The sequence below is a fragment of the Streptomyces roseicoloratus genome (assembly GCF_004117935.1).
GTDB classification, from domain to species: domain Bacteria; phylum Actinomycetota; class Actinomycetes; order Streptomycetales; family Streptomycetaceae; genus Streptomyces; species Streptomyces roseicoloratus.
On sequence record NZ_SDOY01000108.1, the window covers coordinates 116,126 to 130,075 of the forward strand.

The 13,950-nt window shown below is 71.8% G+C and carries 11 protein-coding genes; 8 read left to right on the forward strand and 3 right to left on the reverse strand.

Annotated elements, in window-relative coordinates:
- The first annotated feature begins 157 nt into the window (after positions 1 to 157).
- From ESG85_RS12445 to ESG85_RS12455, 4 genes are read left to right on the forward strand one after another with little or no spacing between them, the layout of a single operon-like run.
- Positions 158 to 835, forward strand: a complete 678-nt coding sequence (locus ESG85_RS12445) for a CBS domain-containing protein (protein ID WP_128978477.1) — start codon at positions 158 to 160, stop codon at positions 833 to 835.
- Positions 832 to 987, forward strand: a complete 156-nt coding sequence (locus tag ESG85_RS34950; protein ID WP_164986228.1) for a hypothetical protein — start codon at positions 832 to 834, stop codon at positions 985 to 987. Before ESG85_RS12445 ends, ESG85_RS34950 begins: the two co-directional genes overlap by 4 nt.
- Positions 987 to 1,667: a CBS domain-containing protein gene (locus tag ESG85_RS12450; RefSeq protein ID WP_128978479.1), complete on the forward strand. Its 681-nt coding sequence runs from the start codon at positions 987 to 989 to the stop codon at positions 1,665 to 1,667. The genes ESG85_RS34950 and ESG85_RS12450 overlap by 1 nt, the downstream gene beginning before the upstream one ends.
- A complete protein-coding gene (locus ESG85_RS12455; protein WP_128978481.1) occupies positions 1,664 to 2,518 on the forward strand; it encodes a universal stress protein in 855 nt (284 codons plus the stop codon). The genes ESG85_RS12450 and ESG85_RS12455 overlap by 4 nt, the downstream gene beginning before the upstream one ends.
- Before the next feature lie 12 nt (positions 2,519 to 2,530).
- Here the strand turns inward: ESG85_RS12455 and fdhF are convergent, their stop codons facing one another.
- Genes fdhF through ESG85_RS12470 form a run of 3 tightly spaced genes read right to left on the reverse strand, consistent with a single transcriptional unit; the run spans position 2,531 to position 7,235 of the window.
- The gene (gene fdhF, locus ESG85_RS12460; protein WP_128978483.1) at positions 2,531 to 5,230 is read right to left on the reverse strand and encodes a formate dehydrogenase subunit alpha; all 2,700 of its coding nucleotides are present in this window, start codon (positions 5,228 to 5,230) and stop codon (positions 2,531 to 2,533) included.
- Entirely contained in the window at positions 5,227 to 6,921 is a 1,695-nt protein-coding gene (locus tag ESG85_RS12465; protein ID WP_128978485.1) for an NAD(P)H-dependent oxidoreductase subunit E, read from the reverse strand. Before ESG85_RS12465 ends, fdhF begins: the two co-directional genes overlap by 4 nt.
- Before the next feature lie 59 nt (positions 6,922 to 6,980).
- Complete coding sequence (locus ESG85_RS12470; protein ID WP_128978526.1) at positions 6,981 to 7,235, reverse strand: SHOCT domain-containing protein; 255 nt, start codon at positions 7,233 to 7,235, stop codon at positions 6,981 to 6,983.
- Between the two features lie 242 nt (positions 7,236 to 7,477).
- Here ESG85_RS12470 and ESG85_RS12475 point away from each other — a divergent pair, with 242 nt between their 5' ends.
- The 4 genes from ESG85_RS12475 to ESG85_RS12490 all read left to right on the forward strand — a co-directional run bounded on the left by ESG85_RS12475 (position 7,478) and on the right by ESG85_RS12490 (position 13,925).
- Complete coding sequence (locus ESG85_RS12475) at positions 7,478 to 8,695, forward strand: MFS transporter (RefSeq protein ID WP_128978487.1); 1,218 nt, start codon at positions 7,478 to 7,480, stop codon at positions 8,693 to 8,695.
- A gap of 93 nt (positions 8,696 to 8,788) precedes the next feature.
- Positions 8,789 to 9,541, forward strand: a complete 753-nt coding sequence (locus ESG85_RS12480; RefSeq protein ID WP_128978489.1) for an ABC transporter ATP-binding protein — start codon at positions 8,789 to 8,791, stop codon at positions 9,539 to 9,541.
- On the forward strand, positions 9,541 to 12,480 hold the full coding sequence (locus ESG85_RS12485) for an ABC transporter permease (protein WP_128978491.1): 2,940 nt from the start codon (positions 9,541 to 9,543) through the stop codon (positions 12,478 to 12,480). The genes ESG85_RS12480 and ESG85_RS12485 overlap by 1 nt, the downstream gene beginning before the upstream one ends.
- A 416-nt stretch (positions 12,481 to 12,896) precedes the next feature.
- Complete coding sequence (locus ESG85_RS12490; protein WP_128978155.1) at positions 12,897 to 13,925, forward strand: IS630 family transposase; 1,029 nt, start codon at positions 12,897 to 12,899, stop codon at positions 13,923 to 13,925.
- Positions 13,926 to 13,950: the final 25 nt, after the last annotated feature.

Here is a 13,950-nt window from a genome sequence, read left to right on the forward strand (position 1 = left end):
TCCACTCTGCGGGCGAGTCGGCCGGCCCCCATAGGGGCCAACGGTCCCGGATGGGGACCGTTCGGCACTGCTGCCGGGAAGGTCCGCGCATCAGGGTGGGATCCACGGGGATCGCCCGTCCCGTGGGGGACCGACCGTCCCATGAAGGAGGAGCGTCATGGAGCACCGCACTGTCTTCGAAGTGATGACGCACAGCGTGGTCACCGCCGCCCCCACCACCTCGTTCAAGGAGATCGTGCGTCTCTTCGCGGATCACGACATCTCGGCGGTACCGGTCGTCGACGAGGACCGACGCCTGCTCGGCGTGGTCTCGGAGGCAGATCTGCTGCGGGCCACTGCCGAGCTTCCCGACCTGGAGGGACGCTGGGCCGGGGTCCGGCTGCTGTCCCAGGAGCGCGGAGTGTCCGACGCGGAGACGGCGGCCGAGCTGATGACCGCGCCGGCCGTCGCGGCGCAGCCGGGTTGGAACCTCGTCGAGACGGCCCGGACCATGCACCGCAAGGAGGTGAAGCGGCTCCCCGTGGTCGACGAGACCGGTCGGCTCGTCGGAATCGTCAGCCGCAGTGACCTGCTGCGGCCGTTCCTCCGCAGTGACACCGCCATCCGTGACGAGATCAAGCACGACGTCCTGGCCGGCACCCTGCGGCTCGCTCCCGACGTGCTCCGCGTCGCCGTCGACGACGGAGTCGTGACCCTGACCGGCCGCGTCGACGTGCGTGCCGACATCCCGGTGATCGTGCGGCTGTGCCGTTCCGTCGACGGAGTCGTCGCGTTGCACGAGTCGATCGACTACGCCTACGACAACCTCGCGCTCGATGTGGAACCTCCGCGATGAACATGCTCTGGGTGGCCCGTGGTGCCCAACCAGTCGGACTCGGCGGAAAGAAACTCACCGAGGACGACTACCCGGTCCTCGTCACCTGGGACGGCTGCGCCGATCGCCTGGTGTCGGCGACGGGTGCGTCCGCGTCGGAAAGGAGCGGGTGATGCGTCACCGCAGGATCGACGAGCTGATGACCCGTGACGTGGTGAGCGTCCGGGGCGACGCTCCGTTCAAGGAGATCGTGCGGATCCTCCGGCAGCACCGGGTCACCGCGGTGCCGGTGGTGGACGGCGGGGGCCGGGTGCTCGGTGTCGTCTCCGAAGGTGATCTGCTGCGCAAAACGGCCGACCAGGACGCGTTCCCCGGAGACATGCCGGCCGTGCCGGGGCTCGAGGCATGGGAGCGGGCGAAGGCCGAGGGCACGCGCGCGGAAGAGCTGATGTCGGCGCCCCCGGTGTGTGTCCGCCCTGACTGGACGGTGGTGGAGGCGGCGCGTCTGATGGAGGTGCAGAGCGTCAAACGGCTCGTGGTCGTCGACGACGAGGACCGGCTGGTCGGCATCGTGAGCCGCCGGGACCTGCTGGGGATCTTTCTCCGCGACGACGACGACATCCGCCGCGAGATCACTGACGACGTCCTCGGCGGCACGCTCGGCCTCGCCCCGGCCGGACTGTCCGTCGAGGTGCACAGCGGCCGGGTGGAACTCGGGGGCACCGTCCCGTACCGGGGCATGATCCCGGCGATCGAGCGTATGTGCGCGACGGTCGACGGCGTGGTCTCGGTCTCGCGCACCCGGCTCAATTACGAGAACGACGACATCCCAACGGGAGGTGGACGGTCATGACACAGGGCATCGTGGTCGGAATCGACGGCACGGAGCAGGCGAACGCCGCCGCCGAGTGGGCAGCGGACGAGGCCGTACTGCGCGGCACCGGCGTACACCTGGTCCATGCGAGAGAGCCGTGGCCGGAGTCGGTCGCCTCGCTCGCGGCGCAGGAGTCCCAGGAGCCCTGGGCCGAGGAGCTGCTCGCGCGCACCGCCGAGAGACTGCGCACACTGCATCCGGGGTTGTCGGTGACGACCCGACTGCTGACCGCAGGCCCCGCCCCGGGACTCGTCGCCGCGGCCGAGGCGGGTGAACTCCTGGTCCTGGGATCGCGCGCGCTGGGCGGTGTGGCCGGCTATCTGGTCGGCTCCGTCGGCTTGACCGTCGCCGGGGCCGTCGATCGGCCTCTCGTCCTCGTACGTGCCCACGGCAGCGCCATCCCGCTCGGACCGGTCACGGTGGGGGTCGACGCGCAGCGCTCCGCGGACGTCGTCCTGGAGTTCGCGTTCGAGGAGGCCGCCCGGCGCGGCACCGGCGTGCAGGCGGTGTACGCCCAGCAGCTGCCCCTCTACGCCGGCCTGGGCCCGGCCATGGTGCCGGACATCCGCGCGGCCGTGACGCCGGAGATCGAGCGTTCCCTCGACGATCTCCTCGAGCCTTGGCGGGCCAAGTTCTCCGATGTGCCGGCCACCGCCCACGTGGTGATCGGATCGGCCGGCGCCGAACTCGTACAGGCCGCCGGCAACGCCGGGCTCGTCGTCGTGGGCCGGCGCACGCGTCGTTCGGCTCTGGGCGCTCACATCGGCAGCGTGGCCCACGCCGTACTGCACCACAGCCGCGCGCCGGTCGCCCTCGTGCCTCACGACTGACCTCGGGCCGGTTCAGTCCTCCGGCACGGTGGGCCGCAGCCGTACCGCCGTGACCTTGTACTCCGGGCACGAGGTCACGGCGTCGGCGTGCTCCGACGTGAGGGAGTTGACGCCCTCGTCCGGGAAGTGGAACGCGCAGAAGACCTGACCGGGGGCGAGGTCAGGGCCGACTCGGGCGATCAGCCGCGCCTGCCCGTGGCGGCTGTCGACGGTGACGGGGGCGCCGTCTCGCACCCCGTACCGAGCCGCGTCCTCGGGATGCAGGTCCAGCAGCCCGCGGGCGTCGAGCAGGAGGTTTCCACCGCGCCGGGTCATGCTGCCGGAGTTGTAGTGGGCCCAGCGGCGCCCCGTGACAAGGAGGAGCGGGTAGTCGGCGTCCGGTTCCTCGCCGGGCGGCAGGTAGGGGGCGGCGGAGAGATGGGCGCGGCCGTCCGGGGTCGCGAATTCCTCGGCGTACAGGGTGGCTTCGCCGGCTCGGTCCGGCGAGGAGCACGGCCAGGGCACAGCGCCCTCACGGTCGAGGCGGGCGTGCGAGAGGCCGGCGAAGACGGGGGCCGCCCGCCCGCACTCGGAGAGCGCATCGGCAGGCGTGCGGCAGCCGAGGTCGGAGCCCATCGCGGCGGCGACGGCCTGGATGACGTCGAAGTCGGTGCGGGCCATACCGGGCGGCCGGACGGCGGCGCGTACACGCTGGAACCGGCGGTCGAAGTTGACGAAGGTCCCGTCCTTCTCCAGCCACGAGGCCACGGGCAGGACGACGTCCGCGTGCCGGGCGGTCTCACTGAGGAACAGTTCATTGACGACGACCAGCGGGCAGGCGTCGAGGGCCTCGGCAACGCGCCGGCTGTCCGGGTCGGTGGCACACACGTCCTCGCCGATGACCCACAGGGCCCGTAGCCGGCTCTCTCGGGCGGCCGTGAACATCTCAGGGATGCGCAGCCCGGGCGTCGGCGGGACCGGCCGACCCCACACCGCCTCTGCGCGGGCGCGGGCTTCGGGGTCGGTGACGCGGCGGTAGCCGGGCAGGAGGTCCGGCAGCGCGCCCATGTCCGACGCGCCCTGAACGTTGTTCTGGCCGCGGAGCGGGCTGATGCCGAATCCGTGTCCGGTGCCGCCGACCGCGCCGCGCAGGATGGGCAGGTTGGCCAGGGTGCGTACGCCGTCGGTGCCATGGAGGTGTTCGGTGACGCCGAGTCCGTAGATGACGGCGGGGCGTTCGGCCCGGCCGTAGAGCCGGGCGGCGGCGGTGACGTCCTCGGCCGGGACACCGGTGATCTCGGCGACGCGTGTGGGCGGGTAGTCGGTCAGGAGCGTGGTGAGTTCGTCGAGTCCGGTGGCGCGATCACGGAGGAAGTCGGGGTCGGTCAGACCCTCGGCGATCAGGACGTGGGCGAGGCCGTGGAAGAGGGCGACGTTGGTGCCGGGCCGGGGGCGCAGATGGAGGTCGGCGTGCCGGGCGAGACCGACGGCTCGTGGGTCCGCCACGATCAGGGCGGCACCGCCGAGTGCCCGTTGGAGGAGTCGGGCGCCGACGACCGGGTGGGCTTCGACGGGGTTGGCGCCGACGACGAGGAAGCAGTCAGCGGTCTCGACGTCGTCGAAGGGATCGGTGCCGCCCGCCCTCCCGAAGGACGCTGTGAGTCCGGCCGCGGAGGGTGCGTGGCACAGGCGGGAGCAGTTGTCGACGTTGTTGGTGCCGATCACGGTCCGCAGGAACTTCTGTACGAGGTAGTTCTCCTCGTTGGTGGCGCGGGCCGAGGAGATCGCGGCGACCGCGTCGGGCCCGCCCTGCTCGACGGCGGCGCGCAGTCCGTCCGCGACGACGCCGATCGCCTCGTCCCAGCTCACGGGTGTCAGGGCTCCGTTGCGGCGGACCAAGGGTTCGGTGAGGCGTTCGGCCGAGGTGAGGTACCCGTACGAGAAACGGCCCTTTACGCAAGCGTGCCCCCGGTTGACCGGCCCGTCCGGGGCAGGAAGCACGGCCGCGACCCGATCGTCGCGGACGACGACGTCGAGGGCGCAGCCGACACCACAGTACCCGCACGTGGTGCGGACCCGGTCGGGATCCGGCTGCCGGGAGGTGAAGCCCTGACCGGGCCCGGGCTGGGTGATCGCGCCCGTGGGGCACGTGTCGACGCAGCCGCCACAGGCCACGCAGTCGGAGTCGGCCCATGCACCGCCCGTGCCGGGGGCGACGACCGTGTCGGCGCCGCGGCCGGTAAGGGTCAGCGCGAAGGTTCCCTGCACGTCGGAGCACATGCGGACGCAGCGTCCACAGGCGATGCACAGATCCCGGTCGAGATGGACGTACGGGTGCGTGTCGTCGCGCCCGCGCAGGGGTGTCAGGGGTGTCCCGGCGATGTCGGGCTCGATGCTCAACGTCCGGCACATTTCCGCGAGTTCGCTGGGAGCGTCGTCCGCGAGCGCATGCGGCGGGAGCGCCGAGGCGATGAGGGCGACGGCGTCCCGGCGCAGGTTCCGTACCTCTTCGCCGGAGGCGTCCACCGTCATGCCCGGTGTGGCGGGGGTGACGCAGGCCGCGACGGTCCGCCCGTCGGCTTGGACGAGGCAGGTCCGGCAGGAGCCGGCCGAACGGAGGCGGTCGTCGTGGCAGAGCGTGGGCAGCTCGGCGCCGGCGGCCCGTGCCGCGTCGAGCAGCGTCGCTCCGGCAGGCAGTTCGACCGTGCGACCGTCGACCTGGAGGCGTGTCATCGGTCCCACCCCGCCAGGGCTGTGCCGTAGGCGCGGGCGAGGCTGCGGACGGCGAAGGGGACACGGCGGCCGAAGGCGCACAGGCTCGCCTCGGTCATCAGGCGGGCCATCCGCTCGTACGTCTCCCCGGGCGGGCCGCCGGCACGGGCGATGGAGAGACCACGCCTGGTGCCGACGCGGCACGGCGAGCAGGCCCCGCAACTCTCTTCGGCGGCGAATTCCCAGATGTGGCGGAGTAGTTCGACTGGGTCCGTGTCCGCGTCGAAGGCGACCATCCCCGCATGTCCGAGTGCGGCGCCGCGGTCCACGAGCGCCTGGCTGGTGAGCGCGGTGTCCAGTGCGTCGGAGGCGAGGAAGCCGCCGAGGGGGCCGCCGATCTGGAGGGCGACGAGCTCGCGACCGTCCTTGAGACCGCCACCGTACCGGCTGACGATGTCCTGCACGGGCATGCCGAGTTCGACCTCGTACGCGCCGGGGCGGGCGAACCTCTCGGACAGACAGACCAGTTTCGTGCCGGTCTCGCCCTGAGCGCCGCGCCGTGCGTAGGCCGGTCCGCCGTGCTCGACGATCCAGGGGACGGAGGCGAGCGTCTCCACGTTGTTGACCGCCGTGGGCGCGTCCCACAGGCCGTGGTCGGTCGGGTACGGGGGCCGCGGGCGCGCCACACCGCGGGCGCCCTCCAGGCGGGCGATGAGCGCGGTCTCCTCGCCCGCGACGTAGGAGCCGGCCCCTTCGACGATCTCGACGAACGGCCGGGGCCCGGCGGCATCCGCCGAGGGAGCGAGGTCTCCCTCCGCTGTCGCGGCCTCCACCGCGCGTCGCAGCCGGGCCATCGCCGTCGGGTACTCGGAGCGCACGAGGACGACCCCGCGCCGTGCGCCGCAGGCGACGCAGGCCAGGGCGAGCCCGGCGAGGACCCGCTCGGGGTCCTCCTCCATCAACAGCCGGTCGGCGTACGAGCCGGGGTCACCCTCGTCCCCGTTGGCGACGACGACGGCACCCGCCCTGCCCGACACGGCCCGCCACTTGTCCGCCACCGGAAACCCGGCGCCGCCCCGCCCGCGCAGCCCGGAGGCCGCCACCTCTTCAAGCACGTCGTCAGGGCGCAAGCGGTCCCGCGCACGCCGCCAGATGTCCCAGGCGGACTCTCCGTTCACGATGCCGGCGAGCAGCACCGGTGCGCCGGTGGTGTCGGCGACAGGGATGCCGGGTTCGCGGGGCTCCGTACGGCCGGCGAGCTGGTCGGCGAGATCGGACCCGGCCCGAGGCCGGGTTCCGTCGAGGGCGGCGGGGCCCGCATAGCAGTAGCCGAGGCAGCGCACCCCCTGCAGCGAAGCGCGGCCGTCGGCGGAGACGTTCCCGGCTGTCACGCCGAGCGCCTCCTCCACCTCCCGCGCATGCCGTCCGCCGCGGGCGGCGAAGCACGCCGTCGCGGTGCACACGCGCACGTGCCGCTCGCCGCGCGGGGCGGCAAGATCGGCGAAGTACGTGGCGGGACCGAGCCCCGCGGCGGCAGGCAGTCCGGCTGCCGCCGCGACCTGGGGCGCCCATTCGTCGGGCCCGTCGGCGGTTGTCGCCCTGGCCCGCTCCAGCCTGGCCGGCAGCGAACCACCATGCGCTGCGTGCCGTGCGGTGAGCGCACGGAACGCGTCGCGGTGTCCGCCCGGCTCCGCGGGCAACCGACCGGCCATGGTCCCAGCGTGACCGGGTGCGACCACGCCCGCATCCCGGCGACGTCGGGCGGCGGAAGTCACGGCTCCCCGCTCCGCAGGGCGCTCAGCCGCCGGCGGTACTCCTCCTCGTCGATCTCACCGCGGGCCAGCCGCTCGCCGAGGATCTGCTCGGGCGCCGCCGGGCCCTGCCGCGCAGGACGACCCGCGGCACGGTCCAACGTCCGGAAGATCAACACAACGGCAGTGATCAAGAGGCCCCAGAACAGGACCATCCCTGCCGACATGGCGAACCAGCCCCATCCGTTCATGCCGTTCCCGTACCAGAACATCATGTCCACTCACGCTCCCGACGGCCGGACCGGCTCGTGCAGGACGTCCCTGCTGCCAGTGGGGCCTGCACACCCCCACGGTGCCCCGGCCGGGGCACCGTGCACAGGGGCCGACCGGTCCCCTGCGAGGGCCGGTCGGGCACGGAAGGGGACGAGTGGCCCCTGGGAGCAGGGCCCCGGCTCGCCAAAGGTGGGAAACGAGCAGAGCTCCGCGCCGACGACGCGGGCTGTTGCCAGGAGGCACCATGATCCGGAGTACCGGGAGACCACCCCCGACGGACGCTGCCCCCCGACCGTGGCAGATGCTGCTCCTGGCCACCGCCGGGTTCACCCTCTGTTTCTGGGCCTGGGCCCTCCTCGCGCCGCTCGGCCCTCGGCTGCGGGACGACCTCGGTCTCAGTTCCTTCGAGCAGTCCCTGGTGGTCGCCGTACCGGTGGTCGTCGGCGCGCTCGGCCGCATCCCGGCCGGAGCGCTGACGGACCGCTGGGGAGCCCGCCGGGTGTTCCCTCTCGTCGCGGCGCTGACGATTCTGCCGGTGCTGTACCTGGGGCACCTGGCCGACTCGTTGGCACAGTTCCTCGCGGGCGGATTCCTGCTCGGGCTCGGGGGCACGGCCTTCGCCGTCGGCGTCCCCTTCGTCAACGCCTGGTATCCGCCGGCGCGCAGAGGCGTCGCACTCGGGATCTTCGGCATCGGGACCGGCGGCACCGCCCTGTCGGCGTTCACCACCGTCCAACTGACCGACGCCGTCGGGCGCGCCTTCCCCTTCGATCTCGTGGCCGGCCTCCTCGCCGTGTACGCCGTGGTGGCCTGGTTCCTGTTGCGCGACCGTCCGGGGCGCGCGACGGCAACGGGGTCCCTGTGGTCACGCACCGCGGCGGCCGTGCGCACACCCTCGACCTGGCATCTGGCGTTTCTGTACGCCGTGTCCTTCGGCGGGTTCGTCGCCTTCAGCGTCTACCTGCCGACCTACCTGACCCGGGCCTACGAGCTCAGCCGCTCCGACGCGGCGCTGCGGACCGCCGGCTTCGTCGTCCTCGCGGTCGCCATGCGGCCCGTGGGCGGCTGGCTTTCGGACCGGGCCCATCCCGTCCCCGTGCTGACGGGCTCGTACGGACTCGTCGCCGTGTGCGCGCTTGTCGCCTCGTTCGAGGCGGAGCTGGTCCCGGTCGGAACGGCGGCCTTCCTCGGCATGGCCGCAGGCCTGGGAGCCGGGTCCGGGGCGGTCTTCGCCCTCGTCGCACGTCTCGTTCCCGCCGAGCGGGTCGGCTCGGTGACGGGTGTGGTCGGGGCGGCGGGCGGTCTCGGCGGTTTCTTCCCGCCCCTCGTGATGGGGGCGGTCGACAGCGTCGTACACGATTACACCTGGGGTTTCGTCCTCCTGGCCGTCACCGCGGTGATCGCGGGTGCTCTGACCTGCACGGTCGTCCGGCGACGTGCGCGTGTCACCGCGGATGCGTGACCTCGCCTTCCGCTCCGGATGGGGCCGGTTGTCCCCCTACACGGGCCCGGATGGCCGTAGCCGTCCGTTCCTCCCGGGATTGGTATGGAAGGCATGAACAGCGACCGACCTCGCCTGGTCGCCACGGGAGTCCGCAAGATCTACCGGACGGGCTCGGTGGCGGTCACGGCCCTGGACGACCTGGATCTCGTCGTGCGCCATGGAGAGCTCGTGGCGGTCATGGGTCCCTCCGGGTCCGGGAAGACCACCTTGCTGAACTGTCTGTCCGGGCTCGACGGCATCGACGGCGGCCGGGTGGAGATCGACGGCCACGACCTCTTCGCGATGTCAGACGCCGCACGTACAGAGCACCGGGCCCGCACGATGGGCTTCGTCTTCCAGTCGTTCAACCTCATCCCGGTCTTCTCCGCGGTGGAGAACGTCGAGCTCCCTCTGTTGCTCGTCGGCACGCAGCCGCGCGAAGCGCGGCGCAGGGCGCTGGCCATGCTCGACCGGGTCGGCCTCGCCCACCGCGTCGAGCACCGTCCCAGCGAGATGTCCGGCGGTGAACAGCAGCGGGTGACCATCGCTCGCGCCCTGGCCGGGCGACCCGCCATCGTGTGGGCGGACGAGCCCACCGGCAACCTCGACAGCGCCATGGCCGACCAGGTCATGGACCTGCTGTGCGCACTCAACCGGGACGAGGGCCAGACCATCGTCCTGGTCACGCACGACGCCGCCATCGGCGCACGCGTCCCCCGACTGATCCGGATGCGCGACGGGCGGCTGGTCGACGACTTCCGGCAGCGCGTCCCGGCCACGGACTCAGCCGCCACGGACTCGGTCAGCGACATGTCCCGGGACTGATGATGTATCCGAACCTGCTGGCCCCGCTGCTCATCGCCCTCGCGCTCGCCCTGGTGGCACTCGTCCTGGTCGCCGTCCGGCAGCCGGTCTCACGCCGACTGGCCTTCCGCCAGCTCGCCCGCCGGCGCACCGAGGCCGCGCTGGTGATCGGTGGATCGGTACTCGGAACGGCCATCATCATCGGGGCTCTGGTCGTCGGCGACACCCTGAACTTCTCCGTACGCCAAGAGGCGTACCGGACCCTGGGCCCCGTGGACGAGCGCGTCGTCGCACCGCCCGGCCCCGGCGGACGCGCGGTCGCCGAGCGGCTGGCCGTCCTGAGCGACGATCCCGAGGTCGACGGCGTACTGAACGCTCAGGCCACGCAGGCATCGGCCGTTTCGCGCTCCGGCGACCGGACGGTCGCCGAACCGCGCGTCCTGGCCTGGCAGATGGACTTCGACAAGGCGTCCGGCTTCGGCGCAGCAGGCGGAGAGTCCGGGATCGACAGACCAGACCCGAAGCCCGGCCAGGTCGTGATCAACACGCCGCTGGCGAAGTCGCTGCGTGTGGGAGCCGGGGAGCCGATCACTCTCTACCTGTTCGGGACCCCGTACACCTACCGGGTGGACCGCGTGGTGCCGGAGCAGGGCCTGGCCGGTGTGGGCCTGGGCGGCAGGCTCAACCGCGACGCCTTCCTGGCGCCCGGCACGCTGGACTCCGCCGCCCGTGCCGCCGGCGCCGAGCCGCGCTCGGTCACCTTCGTCTCCAACCGCGGCGGCGTCGAGAGCGGCGACGCCCTGACGCCGCAGGTCACCTCGGACATGCGGAAGGCCCTGGGGCCGCTCGCGGGCCAGACGGCGATCGAGACGCCGAAGCACAGCGTGCTGCGCGAGGCCGAGCAAGCCGGCGACTCCCTCGGCGCGCTGTTCCTGATGATCGGCAGCTTCAGCATCATCGCGGGCGCTCTGCTGCTCGTGAACATCTTCGTCATGCTGGGCGAGGAGCGGAAGTCGCAGATGGGCATGGTGCGGGCGATCGGGATGAAGCGCTCACGCCTGGTCGCGTCGTTCACCGTCGAAGGAGCCGCCTACGCACTGCTCTCGGCCCTGCCCGGCGTGGCCATCGGGGTCGCCGTCGGCTGGGGCGTCGCCGTGGTGGCCGCGGAGATCTTCAGCGGCTGGTCGGTCGGCGGCAGCAGCATCCGGATCGCCTTCGCCGTCACGCCCACCAGCGTTCTCAACGGCCTGGCCATGGGGCTGCTCATCGCCTTCGCCGCGATCCTCGCGACCAGTGTGCGCATCAGCAGGTTCAACATCATCGCCGCCATCCGCGACCTCCCCACGACGCCCGGACGGGAGCCGCGTCGCCGACTGCTCGTCGTGTCCTCCGCGCTGGCGGTCCTGTGCGCGGTCGTGGCCGTTCCGGCGGTGGCACGCAGCCAACCCGACGCGACCTACCTCATGCCGGCGCTCGCCCTCGCCTTCGCGACTCCGGCGCTGCTTCGCTTCCTCCCCCGGCACACGGTCACGACGCTCGTAGCCGGAACCGTCCTTGCGTGGACCCTGCTGGCACCGGTCGTACGCCCTCGGATCTTCGACACGCCCTCGATGTCCGTGTACGTCATCCAGGGCGCCCTGGCGGCCTTCTCCGCGGTGGTGCTCGTCAGCGACAACCAAAAGGTGCTGCTCCGTCCCGTGCGGCGGCTCCTCGAGCGCCCCTCGGAGGCGGGACTCGCGACCCGGCTCGCGGTGGCCTATCCCCTGGCGAAACGGTTCCGTACGGGTGCGACGCTGGTGATGTACACGCTGATCGTGTTCGTTCTCGTCCTGCTGACCGAGATCTCGGGCATTCTCCGCGCCGGAGTCGACGGAGTCGTCGCCGACGCCACCGCCGGCTACTCCCTCCGCCTCGACTACAACCCTCAGGTGGCGGGCGAGCAGCTCATCACCGAGCTGCGGAACGGCCCTTCGGCCGCCGGGATCTCCGCCGTCACACCGCTGCTCAACGCCACCGGGCGGGCCACGGACCCGGGGCACCGCAGCACCCAGCCGCTGGACGTCGCGGCCGTGGGCGTGCCGGACGGTGCGATCACCGGCATCACCTTCCGCGAGCGGCTGAGCGACCTGCCCGACGACCCTGCGGTGTGGCGCGCGCTCGCCACCGATCCTCGTTACGTCGTCATCGACGGGTTCTTCGGCAGCACCGGCGGCCCGGCCGGCGACTACTACGACCCCGGCGACACGCTCACCGTTACCGACCCACAGACCGGCCGCAGCGAGCAGAAAGTCATCGCCGGCGTGCTCAGCAACGGGATGGTCTTCTACCCGGGCACCGGCGCCAGTTCGACCACGTACCCCGTGGTCATGGGAGAACACGGCATCCGCGAACTGTTCGGCGACCAGGCCCAGAACGCCTCCGCCCTCGTCAGCACGAGCCCGGGCACCTCCTCCGACACCCTGGCGACCCAGCTGCAGGGCGAGCAGCTGTCGTCCAGCCTGGTCGCCACCCCGATCGCATCCGAGATCCGCCACCAGTTCGACTCCAGCACCGCGTTCTTCCGCCTCATGCAGGGCTTCCTCGCCCTCGGTCTCGGTGTGGGCATCACCGGACTCGGCGTCGTCATGGTCCGGGCCGTACGCGAACGCCGCCGCACCATCGGCATCCTGCGGGCCCTCGGCTTCCGAGCTCGGACCGTCCAGCGGTCCTTCCTCTGGGAGAGCACCTTCGTCGCCATCGAGGGAATCGTGCTCGGATCGCTTCTCGGAGTGCTCACGACCTGGCTCATGTACGCCAACAGCGCAGCGTTCACAGGCCTCGAAGGCGGCTTCCCCATCGAATGGACCAGCATCGTCGGCCTGGCCGCGGCCACCTTCGCCGCTTCCCTTCTGGCCACCGTCGGCCCTGCCCGCCGCGCCGCCTCCATCCGCCCGGCACGCGCGGTCCGCGTCGCGGACTAACAGACACAGGCCGTGGCGCCCAACAGCCTGCCTCCGGTTCGATGATCAGTCCAACCGGGCCTCAAGTACCTCATAGCTGGAGCCCTCCAAGGCAGCGACCTCGTCCACGGACACTCTCAGTGCGGATTGCTGGTCGCAGGCCTGGGCGAGCAGGCAGGCATAGCGACGCAGTCGCTGCAACAGCCGCAATCTCGAGTCATGAAGATCTGTCGAGTCGTACCGGGCAGCGGCCAGGGTGAGCAGTGCCGTCTCCTCTCCGGCCTCACGGTGTTCTCGCAACGTCGGGCTATGGAGGTGTTCACCCTGGGTAACCACACTCCAGAGGAAGATGGAGCCCACTCTGGGGTCGGTTGAGGTATTGAGCCGGAACTGATGGGTTGCCTGCTCGTTGATCGGGTGTGATCGAGGGTGGGGATATGCGGCGTCTGCCGCCCGCTGCGCAGGAGGATCTGCGGTTGCGGGTGGTGAGCGCGCTGGAGTCGGGGCGGGTCCGGACGTACGGCCAGGCGGCGGAGATGTTCGGGGTCTCCGAGCGGTCGGTGGGCACGTGGTGGCGGGCCAGCCGCGCCGGTGGGAGGCGGGCACTGCTCGCGGCGGCGCGTGAACCTCGGGCAGGCAAGGGTGAGTTGATCGACGAGTCCGGCCGTGGGGCGGTCTTGCAGGCGATGCGTGATTACACGCCGGCCGACCTCGGGCAGAGCGGGGTGATGTGGACCCGGGCCTCGGTGCGGACTCTCATCCGGTTGGTGTGCGGGGTGTCGATGACCGATCGGGGTGTGGGCAAGTGGCTGCGCCGGCACGGCTTCACCCCGCAGCGGCCCGCCCGCCGCTCCTACCGGCAGAAGGGCGACGAGGTCAGCCGGTGGCTTCAGGAGGAGTATCCGGCGATCCGGGCCCGGGCGAGCGGGGAGAAGGCCGAGCTGGTCTGGGCTGATCAGTGCGGTCTGCGCTCGGACACTGCCCCGCCGGGACGCTCGTGGGCTCCGGCTGGGCAGACCCCGCTGGTGCGGGTGAACGGGCGCCGTTTCAGGGTCAACGTCATGTCGGCCGTCGCCTCCCGCGGGGCGCTGTGGTTCACCGTCTTTCCCGGCAAGTTCACCTCACAGGTGTTCTGCGCGTTCCTCGACCGCCTCGCCCGGCACGCCGGGCGCAAGGTCCACGTGATCGCCGACCGGCATCCGGTCCACCGCAGCAGAGCCGTCCGGGCCTGGCTCGCCGAGAACGCCGAGCGCGTCGAACTGCATCTGATGCCCGGATACAGCCCCGAGCTGAATCCCGACGAGCTGTTGAACGCCGATCTGAAGCACCACGTCCACGCGGCCCGAGCCACCTCAGCCGACGACCTCGCCCACGAGACCCGCCGCTTCCTGCGGCGACGCCAGAAGCAACCCCACATCGTCTGCGGCTACTTCGCCGCCCGCCACGTCCGCTACACGATCCAGTAGGAAACCCATCAGTTCCGGCTCAATA